The following is a 17,993-nucleotide window of genomic DNA, read 5'->3' as shown; positions in this document are numbered from 1 at the left end:
ATGTCACGCACAAGCCTGACCTTGTTCGATTCCGCATTGATTGGCCCTGCCATCGTCGATGCGTTCAAAAAACTCGACCCCCGCACGCAGTGGCGCAGTCCCGTGATGTTCGTCGTCTATGTCGGCAGCATCATCACGACCCTGCTGGCTATCCAGGCCCTGAACGGCCAGGGTGAAGCGCCGTTCGGCTTCATCATCGCCGTCGCCGTGTGGCTGTGGTTTACCGTGCTGTTTGCGAACTTCGCCGAAGCGCTCGCCGAAGGCCGCAGCAAGGCCCAGGCGGCTTCCTTGCGCGCCCTGAAGCAGACGGTGATGGCAAAGAAAATGCAAACGCCGAAGTACGGCACTTCCTGGCTGCCCACGCCGGCGACCGACCTGCGCAAGGGCATGACGGTGCTGGTCGAGGCGGGTGACGTCATTCCCGCCGACGGCGAAGTGACGGCCGGCGTGGCCTCCGTCGACGAGAGCGCCATCACGGGCGAATCGGCGCCCGTCATCCGCGAATCGGGCGGCGACTTTTCTGCCGTCACGGGCGGTACCCGCGTGCTGTCGGACTGGCTGCTGGTGCGCGTTTCCGTCAACCCGGGCGAAGCCTTCATCGACCGCATGATCGCCATGGTCGAAGGCGCCAAGCGCCAGAAGACGCCGAATGAAATCGCCCTGACGATCCTGCTGGTGGCCTTGTCCATCGTCTTCCTGATCGTTACCGTAACCTTGCTGCCGTACTCGCTGTTTTCCGTGGCGGCCGCCGGCAGCGGCACGCCGGTGACGATTACCGTGCTGATCGCGCTGCTGGTGTGCCTGATTCCGACCACCATCGGCGGCCTGCTGTCGGCCATCGGTGTGGCCGGCATGAGCCGCATGATGCAAGCCAATGTGATCGCCACCTCGGGCCGCGCCGTGGAAGCGGCGGGCGACGTGGACGTGCTGCTGCTCGATAAAACGGGCACCATCACCCTGGGCAACCGCCAGGCGTCAAGCTTTGTACCTGCTCCCGGTGTGATGGAGCAGCAGCTGGCCGACGCGGCGCAACTGGCCTCGCTGGCCGATGAAACGCCGGAAGGGCGCAGCATCGTCGTGCTGGCCAAGCAGAAGTTCAATATCCGCGAACGCGAGATGGCCAGCCTGCACGCCACCTTCGTGCCCTTCACGGCGCAAACGCGCATGAGCGGCGTGGATATCCCTGGCGAACAGCAGGTGCGCCAGCTGCGCAAGGGTGCGGCCGAATCCATGAAAAAGTATGTGGAAGCGCTGGGCCAGCCGTATCCGGTCGAGGTGTCGCGCACCGTCGACGATATTGCGCGCCGCGGCAGCACGCCGCTGGTGGTGGTCGACGACGGGCGCGTCATGGGTGTCGTGGAATTGAAGGATATTGTCAAGGGCGGCATCAAGGAGCGTTTTGCGGAACTGCGCCGCATGGGCATCAAGACCGTCATGATCACGGGTGACAACAAGCTGACGGCTGCGGCCATCGCCGCCGAGGCTGGCGTGGACGATTTTCTCGCCGAAGCGACGCCGGAAGACAAGCTCAAGCTGATTCGCAGCTACCAGTCCGAAGGCCGCCTGGTGGCCATGACGGGCGACGGCACCAACGATGCACCGGCGCTGGCGCAGGCCGACGTGGCCGTGGCCATGAACTCGGGTACGCAGGCGGCAAAGGAGGCGGGCAATATGGTCGACCTGGATTCGAACCCGACCAAGCTGCTGGAAATCGTTGAAATCGGCAAGCAGATGCTGATGACGCGCGGTTCGCTGACGACATTCTCGATTTCGAACGACATCGCCAAGTACTTCGCCATCATCCCGGCCGCCTTCGTGGGCACCTATCCGCAGTTGAAGGCGCTCGACATCATGCACTTGTCCAGCCCCGCCTCGGCCATCATGTCGGCCGTGATCTTCAATGCCTTGATCATCGTCGTGCTGATCCCGCTGGCCCTGAAGGGCGTGCAATACCGGGCCATCGGCGCGGCCAGCCTGTTGCGTCGCAATCTGCTGATCTACGGCCTGGGCGGCATCATCCTGCCCTTCATCGGGATCAAGCTGATCGACATGCTGCTGTCCGCACTCAATTTAGTCTAAAGGAACCATCATGAGCACTATCGTACGTCCCGCCCTGGTCCTGTTTGCCGCGCTGACCGTGATCTGCGGCGTGGTCTATCCGTTTGCCACGGCCGGCATCGGGCAGCTGGCCTTCAACGATGAAGTCAACGGCAGCATCGTCGAACGTGGTGGCAAGCCCGTCGGCTCGATGCTGATCGGCCAGTCATTTACCTCGCCCAAGTATTTCTGGGGCCGGCCATCGGCCACCGCGCCGATGGCGAATAACGGCGCCGGTTCGGGCGGCTCGAATCAGGGACCGACCAATCCGGCCCTGGTGGACGCCGTCAAGGCGCGCATCGCCGCCTTGAAGGAAGCTGACCCCGGCAATACGCGCGCCATTCCCGTTGACTTGGTGACGGCGTCGAGCAGCGGCCTGGACCCGGAAATCAGCCTGGCGGCGGCCTTGTACCAGGCTCCGCGCGTGGCCCGCGTGCGCGCAGTGCCGCTGGCGCAGGTGGAAAACGCCATCGCCAAGGTGCAGAAAACCGCGTATATCGGCTTTTTCGGCGAACCACGGGTGAATGTGCTGGAACTGAATCTGGCGCTCGATGCAGCCGCGAAGTAAGATGATGCAGGGGCAGAGCCGCCGGTTTTGCCCCTGGTTTTGATATTAAAAGATGCCCATGCTCCCCAACGACAGCCAACGCCCCGACCCAGATGCCCTGCTGGCGCAAGTGCAGGCGCAGGAAAAGAAAGCCGCGCGCGGCCGGCTGCGCATTTACTTCGGCGCCTCGGCCGGCGTCGGCAAGACCTATGCGATGCTGGCCGCGGCCCGCAAACTGCTGGCCGATGGCCAGGATCTGCTGGTGGGCGTGGTGGAGACGCATGGGCGCCAGGATACGGCGGCCCAGCTTGACGGCTTGCCGCTGCTTCCCCTGAAGGCCATCGAATACCGGGGCAAGACCCTGTTCGAGTTCGACCTGGACGAAGCGCTGCGGCGCGCGCCGCCGCTGATACTGATGGATGAACTGGCTCACTCGAACGTGGCCGGTTCGCGCCATCCGAAGCGCTGGCAGGATGTCGAGGAATTGCTGGCGGCCGGCATTGACGTGCTGTCGACCGTGAATGTGCAGCACCTGGAAAGCCTGAATGACGTGGTGGGGGGGATTACCGGCGTGCGCGTGGCCGAGACCCTGCCCGACACGGTGTTCGACCGCGCCGATGAAGTGGTGCTGGTCGATATCCCGGCCGATGAACTGTTGCGCCGCCTGAAGCAGGGCAAGGTATACCAGCCGCAGCAGGCCGAGCGGGCATCCCAGCATTTTTTTCGCAAGGGTAACCTGATCGCCCTGCGCGAACTGGCCTTGCGCCGCACGGCGGACCGGGTGCAGGACGACGTGCAAGCCTATCGCGTCGAAAAATCGATCAATCCCGTGTGGAAGACGGGCGCCGCGCTGCTCGCCTGCGTGGGACCGTACGCGGGGGGCGAACACGTTATCCGCAGCACGGCACGCCTGGCCAGCCAGCTGAATGCCGAATGGCACGCGCTATACGTGGAAACGCCGCGCCTGCAGCGCCTGCCGGCGCGCGAGCGCGAACGTATCCTGAAAACGCTGAAACTGGCGCAGGACCTGGGCGCACGCACGGCCATTGTGCCGTCCGCCGACATCGCCGGCGCCGTGGTCGAGTATGCGCGCAACGCGAATATCTCGAAAGTCATCGTGGGGCGTGGCCGCGCCGGTGCGCTGGCGCGCCTGTGGCACACACCGCCAGCCGTGCGCATGGCCAGCCTGGCGCCCGATATCGACCTGATCGAGGTCGGCTTGCCAGCTGCCGATGTGGCGCCCCGGCGCGTGGCTGGCGAAGACACGGAGGCACCACGCCGGCCATCGCGCCATTGGCGTTACCTATTGGCCGCTGGCGTCAGCCTGGGCACGGCCCTCGCCTCGGTCCCGCTGCAACCCTATCTGGACCTGGCCAATATCGCCATGCTGTCGCTGCTGACGGTGGTGCTGGTGGCCGTGCGCCTGGGGCGCGGACCGGCGGCGCTGGCCAGCCTGGTGGGCGTGGCCTGCTTCGATTTCATCTTCGTGCCGCCGCGCTTCTCGTTTGCCGTGGGCGATTTTCAGTACGTGATCACCTTTGGCGTGATGCTGGCCGTGGGCCTGATTACGGGCCACCTGACGGCCGGCCTGCGCTTCCAGGCGCGCGTGGCCTCGCACCGCGAAGCGCGCGCCCGCGCCCTGTACGAATTCTCGCGCGAATTGTCCGGCGTGCTGCAGACGGAGCAGATTTTCGACATCACGAAAAGCGCCATCGAACGGGCTTTCCGCGCCCGCGCCACCTTGCTGCTGCCCGATGACGAGGGCAGCTTGCAGGCCCCGAATGGCGGCGAGCCGCTCGATATCGGCATTGCGCAGTGGGCCTTCGACCATGCGCAGGCGGCGGGGACGGGCACGGATACCTTGCCGGCTTCGCCCATTTTCTACCTGCCGCTGATCGCACCGATGCGCACGCGTGGCGTGCTGGCGCTGTTGCCACTCGATGGCACTGACCGCGGGCGCTGGCTGCTGGTGCCGGAACAGCGCCAGCACCTCGATACCTTTGCCGCCCTGGCGGCCATCGCCCTCGAGCGCGTGCACTACATCGATGTGGCCCAGGGTGCGCTGCTGCAGATGGAGTCCGAACGGCTGCGCAATTCGCTGTTGGCGGCCCTGTCGCACGACTTGCGCACGCCATTGACGTCGCTGGTGGGCCTGGCCGAATCGCTGGCCCTGTCCCGGCCTGCGTTGTCGCCCGCGCAGCTGGACATGGCGCGCTCGCTGCAGTCCGAAACCGTACGCATGAGCGCCCTGGTGGCGAACTTGCTGGACATGGCGCGCATCGAAAGCGGGCAGGTGCGCCTGAACCTGCAATGGCAGGCGCTGGAAGAAGTGGTGGGCAGCGCGCTGCGCGCCAGCGGCCCGCAATTGCAGCAGCATGCCGTGCAGACGCAGCTGGCGCCGGATTTGCCACTGGTGCGCTACGACGCCGTGCTGATCGAGCGCGTGCTGTGCAACCTGCTGGAAAACGCGGCCAAATACACGCCGCCCGGCAGCACCATCACGGTCGCGGCCGGGGTACATGGCCAGTTCCTGCAGGTGACGGTGTTTGATGATGGCCCGGGCCTGCCGCCCGGCCGCGAAGAAGCCATCTTTGAAAAATTCACGCGCGGCGAGCGAGAATCGAACAAGCCGGGTGTCGGGCTGGGGCTGGCCATTTGCCGCGCCATCGTCGAAGCCCACGGCGGCACCATCCACGCGCAATCGCACACGCCGGGACAGGGCGCTGCGATCGTGTTCAGCCTGCCGCTGGGCACGCCCCCTGCGCCGCCAGAGATCGAACTCGATGACGCCAACGACTATGAAACAGGAAAACCATCATGAACGAACCTTCCGCCACCGCCTTGCTGGTTGAGGATGAACCGCAAATCCGCCGCTTCGTGCGAGCCGCGCTGGAAGACGAGGGCTGGCAGATTTTCGAGTCCGCCACCATGCAGCGAGGCCTGATCGATGCCGGCACGCGCCGACCCGACCTGATCGTGCTGGACCTGGGCCTGCCTGACGGAGATGGCATCGACTTCATCGCCGACATCCGCAAATGGTCGGCCGTGCCCATCATCGTGCTGTCGGCGCGGGTCGACGAAGAGGACAAGATACGCGCGCTGGACGCGGGCGCCGACGATTACCTGACCAAGCCGTTCGGCGTGGGCGAGCTGCTGGCCCGCGTACGGGCCACCTTGCGCCGCCAGCGCCAGCCCGCCGCCAGCGACGATGGCGTGGTGCAGTTTGGCGATGTGCGGGTCGACCTGAAGGACCGCCTAGTGACGCGCAACAAGCAACTGGTGCACATGACGCCGACCGAATTTCGCTTGCTCTCGGTGCTCGTGAAGAACGCCGGCAGGGTGGTCACCAATCCGCAGCTGCTGCGTGAAGTGTGGGGGCCGTCGAACAGCGAAAATGGCCACTACCTGCGCATTTATATGGGGCATCTGCGCCAGAAGCTGGAAGCCGATCCGGCCCAGCCGCAGCACCTGCTGACGGAAACGGCCGTCGGCTACCGCTTGCTGCTGCCGCTCTAATACCTGTTAATCCCCTGTTTGAAAACAGGCGCCGCGCGCGCCGGGGGGACGCTTTACCCACAATTTTGCAGCGGCGGGCCAGCTGCGCCATGTTGGCAAAGGCCCATACCACCCATGAAGAAGAAGAAACCATGAATAAAATGATACTTGCACTTGCTGTCGCCACCGCCTTTACGGGCAGCCTGGCCCACGCGGAAGAGGTCAAGCCCGATAATGACGTCAGTTTCAACGTGGCCGGCGTGTCCGACTACCGCTACCGCGGCATCTCGCAGACGCGCTTGAAACCCGCGCTGCAGGGCGGCGTCGACTACGTCAACAATCCTACCGGCCTGTATGCGGGCGCCTGGGCCTCCACCATCAAGTGGACCAAGGATGCGGGCGGTAGCGGTGACGTGGAAGTGGACCTGTATGCGGGCAAGCGCGGCCAGTTGACGGCCGATATCGGCTATGACGTGGGCGTGCTGGCGTATGTGTATGCAGACAACGGCTTGAAGCACATCGACGGCCTGGCCGACGCGGACACCCAGGAAGTCTATGGTCAGCTGTCGTATGGCCCGGCCTATATCAAGTATTCGCACGCCGTCTCCAATCTGTTCGGCATCGTCAACAGCAAGAACAGCGGCTACCTGGACATCGGCGCGAATATCGACTTGAGCAACGGCTGGACCGGCAACCTGCACGCGGGCCACCAGAAGGTGAAAAACAATGATGCGTCGAGCTACACGGACTGGAAAGTGGGCGTCACGCGCGATTTCGGTGTGGTGACGGGCGCGCTGGCCGTGATCGGCACGAACGCGGGCAAGTCGGCCTATGCTTCGCCCGTGAACGGTAAATTCATGGGCAAGACGGCGTTGCAGCTGACGGTCAGCAAAACGTTCTAATTGACTGAGTTGACTGAGAGGAGAGGCGGCGCATGCGCCGCCTTTTTTTGTTGTTGCCTGCCCAGCCAGGCTAGGCAGGCAGGTTAAAAACGGCGCAATACAGCTGTCCCAGGCTGACCACGCGGGCGGCCGGAATCTGTGCGGCCAGGGCATGGGCCGGCGCAGCTTGCGTGTCTGTTGCCAGCAGGACGCGCAGGTCCGGATTGACGCTGCGCGCGTGCGCGATGCGGCGCGCCAGGCCAGCTTGCGCGGCGCCGTCCACGACGCCGTCCAGCGGCACCACCAGCACGCGCGCGGCGATCAGGGCCGAACGGCTGCCCATGGAGTCGCGGCCTTCGCTGTCGATGACGATGTCGTGGTAGCAGTTCACCAGGTGTTCCAGCTCCGGTTGCAAGCCCTTGGCGCTGATGGCGCGCGCCATCAGGTGCGGCCGCGTCAGGCTGCCCTGCATGGCGCCGTCGTGCATGTTCCTCGCCTGCTCCATGGCTCCCTGGCGCGGATCGGCATCGAGCAGCAATACCTTGCGTCCGGCCAGCGCGCGCGAGGCGGCCAGCCGTCCGGCCAGGATGGATTTCTCCATTCCCCCGCGTTCATCCGTGATGGCGATGATCATCTTGGCGCACGGCTGGCATGATGTTGGAAGCGGAGACCAGCTGCAGCAAACAGCCTTCACGCGGCGCGTCCCTGTCGCTGGCTGTCCATGCGGGCAGCTGCATCAATGGCTCCAGTGCTTCGGCCAGCTTGTCCTGGCCGGCGGACGACATCGGCGTCATCGGCAGGCGCAGCTCGTCGCGCACCTTGCCTTGCATGGCCAGCGCCGCCTTCACGGGGCCAGGATTGGGTTCGGCAAACAGCAGTCGGATGACGGGCAGCATGGTCTTGAACAGGGCGCCGGCGGCGCCGTGGCGACCCTGCTTGACCAGGTGGTACAGCTGCGCATACAGGTCGGGGCGTAACTGGGCGGCGGCCGACATGGCGCCGTGGCCGCCCATGGACAGGCTGGCCAGCAGCAGCGCATCGTCGCCGCACAAGACGTCCAGGTGCGTATCGAGCAGCAGTTCGCCCAGTTGCTGCAGCTTGCCACCCGCTTCCTTGATGGCGACGAAGTGCGAGTCGCGCGCCAGCAGCGCCGCCGTCTGCGGTTCGATATTGACGCCCGTGCGTGCCGGCACGTTGTACAGCACGATGGACTGGTCGGTGGCGGCGGCGATGGCCTCGAAGTGGCGCACGATGCCGTCCTGCGAAGGGCGGACATATGACGGTGCCGAGACCAGCAGACCAGCCAGCGGATGGTCGTGATAGCGTTGCACTGTGGCGACGACGCTGCGCGTATCGCTGCCACCGATACCCATCACGACGGGGAAGCAGGGGCCGATGGCTTCGAGTACGCTATCGAGCAGCATGGTGTGTTCTGCGGCGCTCAGCATGGCCGCTTCGCCCGTGGTACCGCATACCACCAGGCCATCGACGCCGCTGGCTGCCAGCTCGCTGGCCAGCTGCTGGGCGGCGTCGAAGTCGATCTCGCCGTCACGGAATGGCGTCACCATCGGTACCCAGATGCCCTGGAAGTGCGCGGTGATGCGCGACGAAGACATCGCCTGCTCGCAGGAATACTGGTTCATAGCGATTTCCCCTGACTGATGCGGCCAAATTCCGCCGCCGGCAGCAGGCGCATGACGGCGTCCATGGTCAGGCGCAGGGCCGGCTCCGTCACGCACAGCCAGACTTTCATGCGTTCGGCGTGGTCGACCGCCTCGACGCGCATGAACGACAGCATGCCGCCGCACGTCCTGACGACCAGCTGGCGCAGCTCGGCCAGACAGGACTTGTCGACCGTGATATGCATGAGGAAAGTGGGCAGGCGGGGATGGCGGTGGGGCAGTGCTTGATGCGCTTGATGCGTTTGCAGGCGTGAATGGGGTTCCATGGTGGCTTTGCAGCGGTGGTTGAGGTACGTTCAAGATTAGCAGCGGGGGCGTAAAGATTCTCTAAAAAGCGGGGCCTTCTGTGTAAACGGGCTGTATGCGTTGTGCCTCCGGCGTGTTGCGTGGATGCGCCGCGCATGTGCTTTTGTTACAAAATTGAATCGTGCTTTCCGGGGCAGGGGTTTATATTGAAAAGGTCTCCGCTTTCAGTCAGCCCTGCCATGTCAGACGAAAAAGATCCCCAGCTTCCCCCTTCCACCGATCCCGCAGCGCCTTCCCGGCCCGACCGGGTCGGCAGGGCACCCGATGATGAGCACCGTGCGCGCGATGCCGCACCGCGCTATCTGAAGGATAACGACACGCCGCTGGCGCTGGCCTGGCGGGTGATCACGTCGCGCTACCGCTCCATGCGCGACAAGGCCAGCCGCGATTTCATGCGGCGCACCCTGCGCATCGGCATCTCGGCGCGCATTTTCCACCCGGAGCCGGGCGCCACTGGCCTGCGCAGCAAGAACCTGCAATACCTGGAAGAGTCGATCGCGCAGTGGGTCATGTCGCGCGACGTGCTGGTGTTCATGATCCCGACGGTTAATACCAGCGGCCAGCTACACCCGAGCAATATCACCCTGCGCCACTATGCGCGCCATCTGGACGGTCTGGTGCTGCAGGGCGGTGCCGACGTCTCGCCGCAGACGTATTCCGAGGCGGCCACGCGGCCCGAATGGAGCGGCGACCGCGCGCGCGACCTGTACGAATTGGAACTGCTGCACGAATTCGTCGACGCGGGCAAGCCCGTGCTGGGCATTTGCCGCGGCTGCCAACTCATCAACGTGGGCTTTGGCGGCACCCTGTACCAGGACATCGCCTCGGACGTGGAAGGCGCCACCTCGCACGTCAACGACCTGTATGACCGCCACCGCCACAGCATCGTCTTCCCGAAAGGCTCGTCGCTGGCGGGCATGTTCCCGAAGGCGGGCGAGGCGCTCGTCAACTCCATCCACCATCAGTCGGTCAAGGAACTGGGGCGCGACATCACCGTGGAAGCGTATTCGCAAGGGGACAATATCGTCGAAGCCATTCGCTACCAACGGGCGCGCTTCGTCATGGGCTTGCAGTGGCACCCGGAATTTCATTCGGCGGGCGGCGTCGAACTTCTCGATTGCACGCCGATCCTCGATAACTTTTTGCGCGCGGCGCGGGAGACGCGGTTTTGAGTGCGCATCTGATCCGCCGGCGCACTGTGCTGGCCGGCCTGCTGGCGCTGCCCCTGGGGGGCTTGCGCGCTGCGCCGCGCCCGCATGAAGGCCCGCTGCCGTTTGCGTTGACGTCCGCCGCGCGCGCGCGCTCGCTCAAGGCGCGAGTGGCGCCGGCCATTGCCGAACAGGTGGTCAAGGCGGCGCGCAAGGATGCGGCGCGCCCCGTGCACCTGATGGCCGAAGTGCGCACGGGCGGCTTGCTGAAGGGAGAAGGCGGGCGCGAGACCAGCCAGCAGGCGCAGGAGGACTGGCGCCAGGTGCGCTTGCAGGCGCTGGCCTGGCGGCTGTCGGGCGAGATGGCGCATTTCGAGGCGGCGCGCCAGCTGCTGCTGGCCTGGAGCGGCGGCTACCAGCCCTCGTTCAGTCCCGTCGACGAGACGGAGCTGGCCAGCCTGCTGATGGGTTTTGACCTGGTACAGGAACGCTTGAACGGCGTCGAGCGCGAGCAGGTGCAGGCGTTTTGCCGCACCTTGGCGCAGGGGTATTTGAGTGATCCCATCAAGGTGGGCGGTCCGTCCACGGCGCGCAACAACTGGCATAGCCACCGCATCAAGATCGGCACGGCCGCCGCGTATGTCACGGGCGACGCCTTGTTGATCGCGCGCGCGAAGGAGCGCTTCCTGGCGCACGTGCCGCGCAATATCGGCGCCGGCGGCGTACCCTTCGACTTCGAGCAGCGCGACGCCCTGCATTACACCACTTACAGCCTGGAGCCGCTGCTGACGACGGCCCTGATGGCGCAGGCGCATGGCGATGATTGGTATGGCGTGCCGGAAGCGCGGCGCCTGGCCGAGGCGCTGGCGTGGCTGGCGCCGTATGCGCAGGGCAGAAAGACGCACGAGGAATTCGCAAGGAGCGCCGTGCCGTTCGACCGCAAGCGCGTGGCCGCCGGTGAAAAGGGCTTTACGGGGAATTGGGAGTCCAAGGGCGCCGCCAATGTGTATCTGCTGGCGGCGCGCTTCGACCCCGCTTACCTGCCGCTGGCGCTGGAGTTGCGCCCGCCAGCCTGGGCGCTGGCGCTGTACGGTGCTTAGTGAGAACTTCGCGTTAGAACTTCGTGCGCACCGTGAACATCACATTGCGCGGTTCGCCATAAAAGCCCGTCTGGAACAGGCCCAGTCCCGTGAAGTATTTCTTGTCCAGCAGGTTGTTCACGTTGACGCTGGCCGTGACGTTCTTGCTGATCTCGTAGCGCGCCATCAGGTTGACCAGCGCGTAGCCGCCCTGCTTGATGCGCGAATTGTCCTCGATGGAGGGATTCCAGATATTGCCGTAGTAGCTGCTTTGCCAGTTGATGCCGCCACCGACGGTCAGCTTGTCCAGACTGGCCGGCAGGCGCCACGTGCCCTGTACGCGCACCAGGTGGGCAGGCTGCGTCGTTTGCAGCATGGTGGAAAACACATCCTTGCCATCCGCGTCCCGCACATGCGCATAGGTATAGCCGGTGCTCAGCTTCACATCCGTCATCACTTCGCCCGTCACTTCCATTTCCACGCCGCGGCTGGTGACACCATCGATGGCCTTATACACTACCTCACCGTTGACTTCGCCCACAGGACTGCCCACGTTGCTTTGGCGGATCTGGAACAGGGCGGCGCTGGCGTTGACCTTGCCATCGAGGTATTCGGCTTTTACGCCCGCCTCAACACCCTTGCCGCGCACGGGCGCGAGGAAGTTGCGGTTGATGTCGCGGTTGCTTTGCGGCGCGAAGATGCTGGTGTAGCTGCCGAACACGGAATACGTCTTGTCGAGGTCATACACGACGCCCGCATACGGCGTGATGACGCCGCTTTCGTCCATGCGCGTATGGCTTGACTTGATGGGGTCGAACATGGTGCGCTTCTGGTCCATCGTGTAATTGCTCACGCGCGCGCCGACGATAACGGACAGCGCATCGACGGGATGCAGGCGCGCGGCGCCATACAGACCGCTCTGGCGCGTGCGGTCGTTGTCGTTGCCTGTGCGTGCAAACGCCGGTTCCGCGTACTGGCCGTGCCAGTCGAAGTAGCTGCTGTCGAGGGGCGGATAGACCGAATCATAGACGGGACCATCCTGTTTTGCCGTCGAGGTGGAATAGCCGAACATCGCTTCATGCTGGCGACCAAAAGCTGTAAATGACCCGCTGGCGTCGACGTTGACGGTGGTCTGGCGGCGGTCGCCCTTGTATTTGCCCATGTAGAAATAAGTGCCTGCGCCCGTGACTGGGACGGGATTGCCGCCGCTGGCCGAACCGAGCACGCTGTCATGCTTGCTGCGCAACTGGTTGGCGCTCAATGTCAGTTTCCACGCGTTGGCGAACGTGTGTTCCAGCGACGTGAACAGCGTGGTGTTCTGCATGTTGCGGCGGCTCCAGTCCGTGGCTGGATTCCACGAAGTGGGGAAATCCGTGCGGGTGCCATCGGACAGCAGGACGGGGAAGCCTGTCCAGGTCGAGCCGCGCGGCTTGTAATCCTGGTGCGTGAAGCCTGCCGTCAGCAGGGTGACTTGTGTCAGGTCCGCCTCGATGATGCCGTAGGCGACCGATTTCTGCTGCGTATAGCGGTCCAGGTAAGAGTGTTTGTCCTGGTAGGCGCCCACCAGGCGCCCGCGCACCGTGCGGCTGTCGTTCAGGGGGCCGGAGACATCGACTTCGCCGCGGTAGTTGTCCCACGATCCTGCACCCAGGGTCGCCGAGCCCTCGAAGTTGGCGGTGGGGCGCTTGCGCACCATGTTGACGGTGGCCGAAGGGTCGCCCGAACCGCTCATCAGGCCCGTCGCGCCTTTCAGCACCTCGATGCGGTCATAGATGGCCATGTCGCTGTTCGTCGTGCCCCAGTCGTAGACGCCATCATAGATGGCCGACACGCCGTCATATTGGAAATTGGTGACGACAAAGCCGCGTGCCTGGAAGCTCCAGCGGTCGCTGTCGTAGTTTTGCACGCTCACGCCATTGACGTTCTTCATGACGTCGGAGACGGCGTTGCTGTTCTGGTCATCCATCTGCTGGCGCGTGACAATGGTCAGCGACTGCGGCGTTTCGCGCTGCGTCAACGCCAGGCCTGTGGCGCCGCTGGCGGGGCCGCCCGTATAGCTGCCGGTGCCGCTAGTGGCGGCGTTGCGCTCGGCTGCCGCGACCACGGTGACGCCGCTCATGACGGCCACGCCGCGGCTGTCCGCCGAGGGAGTATTCGCACCGGCGGGGATCTTTTGCAGCAGGTAGCCGCCATTAGCCTGCGGCACGGCTTGCAGGCCGCTGCCTGCCAGCAGCACGCGGAAACCCTCCTGCAAGTTGTAGCTGCCTTGCAGGCCGGCGCTGCGCAAGCCTTGCGTGGCGTCGCTGGAGAACGACAGCAGGATGGCGCTGTCGCTGCCGAAGCGCGTCAGCACGTCGCCCAAGGAACCTGCGGGGATGCTGTAGCTGCGCACTTGCCGGGTTTGTGCCTGAGCTGATGCCGGCAGGGCCAGGGCCATGCCGATCTGCGACAGGGCGCAGGCCAGGACGGTGCGGGTAAGGAGGGAACGCGAAGCGTGGTGCATGGAATAAAACCTTTCGTGGATGCGCAAGATGGAGACTGCCTATCTTCCAAGTCACGCGAGCACGGCGAAACAGCTCACTTTGCAGAAAATATTTTTTTAGCGCGCTGCCAGTTCGATCCTGACGACTTGATGGCCCCAGAAGCGCGTGACGGTATTGCGCTGCAACTGCAGGCTGGCGCTGACGGCGTCGAGGATGGCGCCGATATCGGCCAGCGGGTAGGAGCCGGAGACGCGCAGGCCGGCGATGGCCGGCGTGCAGGCCAGCGGATGGTCACTGTAGCGCGACAGCTCGGCGAGGAAATCGGCCAGGCGCATGTCGCGTGCCACCAGCATGCCATCGAGCCAGGCGCCGCCATACGGCGCCAGCGCCTGGCGGTGCACACCCGTGCCGTCGAAATGGGCGCCTTCGCCGGGACGCAGCACCAGGCGCTGTGCGCCATCGCCGGCCAGTACGGCGACGGCGCCTTCGAGCACGCCGGCGCTGGCGTATTGCTGGTGCAGGCGCACGGTGAAACGCGTGCCCAGCGCCTGCAGGCTGCCGTGTGGCGTGTCGACGAAGAAGGGACGTTGTACCGCATCCTTGCCGGTGGCGATGAAGATTTCGCCGGCCAGCAGCGCGATGCGCCGCTGTGCGCCGCTATAAGCGATATTCACGGCGCTGTTGGTATTGAGCGTGAGCTGGGTGCCATCATTCAAGGTCACCACGCGGCGCTGGTTGATGCCGGTGCGGTAGTCGGCCGTCCAGTTGCGCCATGGACTGCGGCGTTCGAACGCATACAGCGAGGCGCCGCAGGCCAGCAGCAGGGCAAGGGTCTTGACGGCGTGGCGGCGCGGCGCGTTGGCTTGCACGCAGGCCAGCAGCAGGCTCGCGTGCGTCCCGGGCGGCAGATGCTCGTGCTGCATTTGCAGCTGCTGCCACGTCTGCGTAGCGCTGCCAGCGCGCTGCAGATGGCGTTTCACCGTGGCCAGCGAGATGCCGAGCTGGCGCGCGATGTCTTCCTGCGGCAGCTCGTCGAGCTGGCGTAGTAAAAAAGCCCGTTTCACGGGAGGCGGCAAGCCGTCGAGCATGCGGTCGAGCTCAAATAACGTAGACAGCAGCAGCGCCCGTTCCTCGGGCGATGGCGCATGCGGGGACGGCAGTTGCGCCAGCACGTCCAAGTAGGCCTGTTCCAGCTTCTGGCGGCGGTAATGGTTGAACAACACGCGTTGGGCCACGGTAGCTAGAAAGGCGCGCGGCTCGCGCGCGGCGACGGCGTCTTCGCGGTCGAGCAGGCGCATGAAAGTGTCCTGCGCCACATCGGCCGCGCAAGCCGTGCTGCCCAGCTTCTTGCGTAGCCAGCCCTGCAGCCAGCCGTGGTGGTCGGCGTACAGTGTCGCGATGTCCTGGCGTTGTAGCGGCTTTGCCAGCGGCATCGCGTTCCCCTTGCATGGCCGGTCCGGATGGACAGGTGTTTTTAAATAATAATAAGAATCATTCTCACTTATTGTAACAAGCGGGGGCGGCGGCTGTAAACGATGGGGAGATGGGGTGTGGTTTTTTGGGTTTGCGTTGTTGGGGTAAAAGTCACGATGACTGGCAAAACCGTCGCGAGCGGAAGGGAGAGGCGGTCGAGAAGCGCAACCGTACTATAAGTACGGTGAGCATCGCAGGCCGCCTATACCGACGCGCAGTAGGTTTGGCCAGGCATCCTCAATAGTTCATGGGTTCACCACGAAAACATCTGATCGCCGAATCGACCATGCCCTCGGCGCTGCCCTGCAGGCTGTGCTGCTTGCGCAGGTATTGCGCGTCGCTCCACTGCTTGGCCACGTCCGACAGGTGTTTCAGTGCTGGCGTGCTGCCCAGTGCCTCGGCGTGCGGCTCCATCTTGCGCAGGGTGGTCATGATGTCTTCGCGCAGCGACATCGTTTCATAGGTTTTCGGATGCGTGATGGCGCCGTCGAGGCCGAAGCGGCAAGCCTGGAAGCGGTTGTAGTTATACACGAGGTAATCGTCTTCCACGGGCGGCGTTTCTTTCCGCTCCAGCAGGTAGCGGCACAGGGCTTGCAGGTAGGCGGCCAGCGCGGCGGCCCGCTCCACCGTCAGCGGCGTGTCGCACACGCGCAGTTCGATGGTGCCGAATTCCGGCTTGGGACGGATGTCCCAGTAAAAGTCCTTCATGCTCTTGATGATGCCCGTATTCTCCATCTTGGCGAAGTACTCGTTGGAGAACTGCTCCCAGTTGAGGGTGAACGGCGCGCGCCCGCTCATGGGGAAGGCGAACACGGAGTTCAGGCGCGCCGAATCGAACAGGGTGTCGCGTCCCTGCACGTAGGGCGAGGAAGCCGACAGCGCGATGAAGTGGGGGATGTAGCGGTTCAGCGAATGCAGCAGGAACATGGCATCGTCGCCCGAGGCGCAGCCGATGTGCACGTGCTGGCCGAAGATGGTGAACTGCTTGGCCAGGTAGCCGTACAGTTCCGAGATTTCCTGGAAGCGGGGCTTGGAAAAGATTTTTTGCGACGACCATTGCTGGAACGGGTGCGTGCCGCCGCCCGCGATGCCGATATTGAGCTTGTCGCCGGCCGTGATCAAGGTGTCGCGGATTTCCTGCAACTGCGCCAGCAGGGGGCCGTGATGCGTGTGCACGCTCGAATTAATCTCGATCATGCTCTCGGTGATCTCCGGCGTGACGTTGCCGGGGAACGGTTTTTTATTCAGCAGATGCAGCAGGTCGGGGCTGGCGGCCGTCAAGTCATAATCCGACAGGTTCACCAGTTGCAGTTCGAGTTCGACGCCGAAGGTCAGCGCGGCCGATTGGCCAAAGGGTTCCAGCGGCATTTAGCGCTCCTTGATTTCGTGGGTTTCTTTGGCCAGCATCAGCACGCGTTGCACCAGCACGGGACCGACCAGTTCCAGGCCCAGGGTGATGGCGGCCAGGGCGTTCAATTCGTCGCCAAAGTTCACGCCGTGCTGGCGCGCGTGTTCCAACAGCAGGATGATGAAGACGGAGACGGGCGTCAGCGCCACGCCCGTCAGCACGCCCTTGCGCCAGGAAATGCCGCTCACATGCGAAAACGCGGCCACGCCGACGACTTTGGTCAGCAGGCGCCCGCCGACGACGGTCAGGGCCAGGCCCGCGCCGGCCGTCACGCTGGCCCATTCCAGGGTCGATGCGGCATACACGAACAGCAGCACCGTCAGCAGCTCTCCCAGCGCGCCGAAATTGCGCTGCGCCTGGCTGAAGGCCACGCGGCGGTGGCGCGCCACCAGGCCAAACGTCAGGGTGGCCAGCAGCGGCGACAGGCTGGTGGTGTAGGTGAGGGCGACCAGCAGCATCACCGACAGGGCGAATGCCACGGTGGCATCCTGCGCCATATTGCCCAGGCGGCGCAGCATGGCCGGTACGACGATGCCAAAGACGGTGCCGGCGGCCACGGAGGCGGCCAGCACGGCGGCGCTGCTGCTGCTCGCCTCGATCAAGTCGGTGGAGCTCTGGAACATCCAGAAGCCGACGATGATGTTGAACGTGAAGACGGCCAGCACGCAATTGAGGGCGGTGAGGTGAACGATGCGTTCCGTCACCTGGCCCGAGCTGCGTTCCTCGTTGATGACGCGCATGATGGTGGCCGGCGAGGTGGACATGGCCAGGGACGCCAGCAGCAGTGCCGTCATCGAGGTGCTGCCGAATTCGATGCCGATGAAGTACACGACGGCAAAGGTCAGCAGCGATTCGACCAGGCCCGTGACGGCGATCCACGGATTGTTCTTCAGCCAGCGCAGGTTGATACGGTAGCCGACCTCGAACAGGATCAGGCCGAAGGCCACGTCGGCCAGCACCAGCATGGGTCCGGCGTCCGTCTGCGGCAGGATGCCCACCTGCGTCTGGGCCAGGACGAAACCGATCACGCCGTAAAAACTGATGCGCGGCAGGCCCGTCCAGCGGTGGCCGAATTCGCCCACCACCCAGGCCAGGGTGATGGCGAACGGCCAGGACAGGTCGGCGGCGATCGAGATCAGACTTTGCATGCTCATTCCTTTGAAATAGCGCTGGCACCGGCCGGCAGCACGGAGGCTGGCGCGGCAATGTCGTGGTGCAGCGATGGTGCATTGTTTGCGCAGAGCGATGCGCCGATTCTACCGGAGCAGAGGGCGCGCACGATGTGCGCAATCGAACAGTGTCGCGGCCATGGCGGCCGCGCACAAGATGCAGCAGGTTGGGCAGGGCTGGTATCAGCGTATGGTACCCGCCCGCAGCGGAGAGGCTCCGCACGG

General features: G+C 64.5%; 14 protein-coding genes and 1 pseudogene. 7 read left to right on the top strand and 8 right to left on the bottom strand.

All coding sequences use genetic code 11. The annotated features are described in order from the left end of the window. The 5 genes from kdpB to ACQ4WP_RS12545 all read left to right on the top strand — a co-directional run bounded on the left by kdpB (position 1) and on the right by ACQ4WP_RS12545 (position 7,041). Positions 1–2,079, top strand: coding sequence for a potassium-transporting ATPase subunit KdpB (gene kdpB, locus ACQ4WP_RS12565; RefSeq protein ID WP_436521029.1), 2,079 nt, complete (start codon positions 1–3; stop codon positions 2,077–2,079). A 10-nt stretch (positions 2,080–2,089) separates the two neighbouring features. Beyond that, positions 2,090–2,665, top strand: a complete 576-nt coding sequence (gene kdpC, locus ACQ4WP_RS12560) for a potassium-transporting ATPase subunit KdpC (RefSeq protein WP_436521027.1) — start codon at positions 2,090–2,092, stop codon at positions 2,663–2,665. 58 nt (positions 2,666–2,723) lie between these two features. Continuing rightward, positions 2,724–5,465, top strand: a complete 2,742-nt coding sequence (locus tag ACQ4WP_RS12555) for a DUF4118 domain-containing protein (RefSeq protein ID WP_436521025.1) — start codon at positions 2,724–2,726, stop codon at positions 5,463–5,465. Then, entirely contained in the window at positions 5,462–6,160 is a 699-nt protein-coding gene (gene kdpE, locus ACQ4WP_RS12550; protein ID WP_096237871.1) for a two-component system response regulator KdpE, read from the top strand. Before ACQ4WP_RS12555 ends, kdpE begins: the two co-directional genes overlap by 4 nt. Positions 6,161–6,291: 131 nt before the next feature. After that, complete coding sequence (locus ACQ4WP_RS12545; protein ID WP_436521023.1) at positions 6,292–7,041, top strand: TorF family putative porin; 750 nt, start codon at positions 6,292–6,294, stop codon at positions 7,039–7,041. 70 nt (positions 7,042–7,111) lie between these two features. Here the strand turns inward: ACQ4WP_RS12545 and ACQ4WP_RS12540 are convergent, their stop codons facing one another. From ACQ4WP_RS12540 to ACQ4WP_RS12530, 3 genes are read right to left on the bottom strand one after another with little or no spacing between them, the layout of a single operon-like run. Further along, the gene (locus tag ACQ4WP_RS12540) at positions 7,112–7,621 is read right to left on the bottom strand and encodes a P-loop NTPase family protein (protein ID WP_436521021.1); all 510 of its coding nucleotides are present in this window, start codon (positions 7,619–7,621) and stop codon (positions 7,112–7,114) included. Positions 7,622–7,631: 10 nt separating this feature from the next. Then, positions 7,632–8,663, bottom strand: coding sequence for a 4-hydroxy-tetrahydrodipicolinate synthase (gene dapA / locus ACQ4WP_RS12535; RefSeq protein ID WP_436521019.1), 1,032 nt, complete (start codon positions 8,661–8,663; stop codon positions 7,632–7,634). Next, positions 8,660–8,968, bottom strand: a complete 309-nt coding sequence (locus ACQ4WP_RS12530; protein WP_243136064.1) for a hypothetical protein — start codon at positions 8,966–8,968, stop codon at positions 8,660–8,662. Before ACQ4WP_RS12530 ends, dapA begins: the two co-directional genes overlap by 4 nt. Before the next feature lie 219 nt (positions 8,969–9,187). Here ACQ4WP_RS12530 and ACQ4WP_RS12525 point away from each other — a divergent pair, with 219 nt between their 5' ends. Beyond that, a complete protein-coding gene (locus ACQ4WP_RS12525) occupies positions 9,188–10,180 on the top strand; it encodes a gamma-glutamyl-gamma-aminobutyrate hydrolase family protein (RefSeq protein ID WP_436521017.1) in 993 nt (330 codons plus the stop codon). After that, positions 10,177–11,256, top strand: a complete 1,080-nt coding sequence (locus tag ACQ4WP_RS12520; protein ID WP_436521015.1) for an alginate lyase family protein — start codon at positions 10,177–10,179, stop codon at positions 11,254–11,256. The genes ACQ4WP_RS12525 and ACQ4WP_RS12520 overlap by 4 nt, the downstream gene beginning before the upstream one ends. A 13-nt stretch (positions 11,257–11,269) precedes the next feature. On the opposite strand, the gene ACQ4WP_RS12515 is transcribed toward ACQ4WP_RS12520, so the two are convergent. From ACQ4WP_RS12515 to ACQ4WP_RS12495, 5 genes and pseudogenes are all read right to left on the bottom strand, one after another. Continuing rightward, the gene (locus ACQ4WP_RS12515; protein WP_436521013.1) at positions 11,270–13,738 is read right to left on the bottom strand and encodes a TonB-dependent siderophore receptor; all 2,469 of its coding nucleotides are present in this window, start codon (positions 13,736–13,738) and stop codon (positions 11,270–11,272) included. Positions 13,739–13,834: 96 nt separating this feature from the next. Continuing rightward, positions 13,835–14,641, bottom strand: coding sequence for a FecR family protein (locus ACQ4WP_RS12510; RefSeq protein ID WP_436521334.1), 807 nt, complete (start codon positions 14,639–14,641; stop codon positions 13,835–13,837). A gap of 27 nt (positions 14,642–14,668) precedes the next feature. Continuing rightward, positions 14,669–15,151, bottom strand: a pseudogene (locus ACQ4WP_RS12505) (sigma-70 family RNA polymerase sigma factor); the annotation flags it as partial. A 277-nt stretch (positions 15,152–15,428) separates the two neighbouring features. Beyond that, positions 15,429–16,559, bottom strand: a complete 1,131-nt coding sequence (locus ACQ4WP_RS12500; protein WP_436521011.1) for a YbdK family carboxylate-amine ligase — start codon at positions 16,557–16,559, stop codon at positions 15,429–15,431. Further along, complete coding sequence (locus tag ACQ4WP_RS12495; protein ID WP_436521009.1) at positions 16,560–17,747, bottom strand: cation:proton antiporter; 1,188 nt, start codon at positions 17,745–17,747, stop codon at positions 16,560–16,562. Positions 17,748–17,993 lie beyond the last annotated feature (246 nt).

The sequence above is a fragment of the Janthinobacterium lyxosi genome (assembly GCF_051380665.1).
Classification (GTDB): domain Bacteria; phylum Pseudomonadota; class Gammaproteobacteria; order Burkholderiales; family Burkholderiaceae_D; genus Janthinobacterium.
The sequence above is the reverse complement of the archived record's forward strand: the minus strand, read 5'-3'. Positions and strand labels throughout refer to the sequence as shown.

Excerpts from the sequence above, each read along its gene's own strand:
- kdpB (WP_436521029.1), top strand. The coding sequence starts at position 1 with ATGTCACGCACAAGCCTGACCTTGTTCGATTCCGCATTGATTGGCCCT.
- kdpC (WP_436521027.1), top strand. The coding sequence starts at position 2,090 with ATGAGCACTATCGTACGTCCCGCCCTGGTCCTGTTTGCCGCGCTGACC.
- ACQ4WP_RS12555 (WP_436521025.1), top strand. The coding sequence starts at position 2,724 with ATGCTCCCCAACGACAGCCAACGCCCCGACCCAGATGCCCTGCTGGCG.
- kdpE (WP_096237871.1), top strand. The coding sequence starts at position 5,462 with ATGAACGAACCTTCCGCCACCGCCTTGCTGGTTGAGGATGAACCGCAA.
- ACQ4WP_RS12545 (WP_436521023.1), top strand. The coding sequence starts at position 6,292 with ATGAATAAAATGATACTTGCACTTGCTGTCGCCACCGCCTTTACGGGC.
- ACQ4WP_RS12540 (WP_436521021.1), bottom strand. The coding sequence starts at position 7,621 with ATGGAGAAATCCATCCTGGCCGGACGGCTGGCCGCCTCGCGCGCGCTG.
- dapA (WP_436521019.1), bottom strand. The coding sequence starts at position 8,663 with ATGAACCAGTATTCCTGCGAGCAGGCGATGTCTTCGTCGCGCATCACC.
- ACQ4WP_RS12530 (WP_243136064.1), bottom strand. The coding sequence starts at position 8,968 with ATGGAACCCCATTCACGCCTGCAAACGCATCAAGCGCATCAAGCACTG.
- ACQ4WP_RS12525 (WP_436521017.1), top strand. The coding sequence starts at position 9,188 with ATGTCAGACGAAAAAGATCCCCAGCTTCCCCCTTCCACCGATCCCGCA.
- ACQ4WP_RS12515 (WP_436521013.1), bottom strand. The coding sequence starts at position 13,738 with ATGCACCACGCTTCGCGTTCCCTCCTTACCCGCACCGTCCTGGCCTGC.
- ACQ4WP_RS12510 (WP_436521334.1), bottom strand. The coding sequence starts at position 14,641 with ATGCAGCACGAGCATCTGCCGCCCGGGACGCACGCGAGCCTGCTGCTG.
- ACQ4WP_RS12500 (WP_436521011.1), bottom strand. The coding sequence starts at position 16,559 with ATGCCGCTGGAACCCTTTGGCCAATCGGCCGCGCTGACCTTCGGCGTC.
- ACQ4WP_RS12495 (WP_436521009.1), bottom strand. The coding sequence starts at position 17,747 with ATGCAAAGTCTGATCTCGATCGCCGCCGACCTGTCCTGGCCGTTCGCC.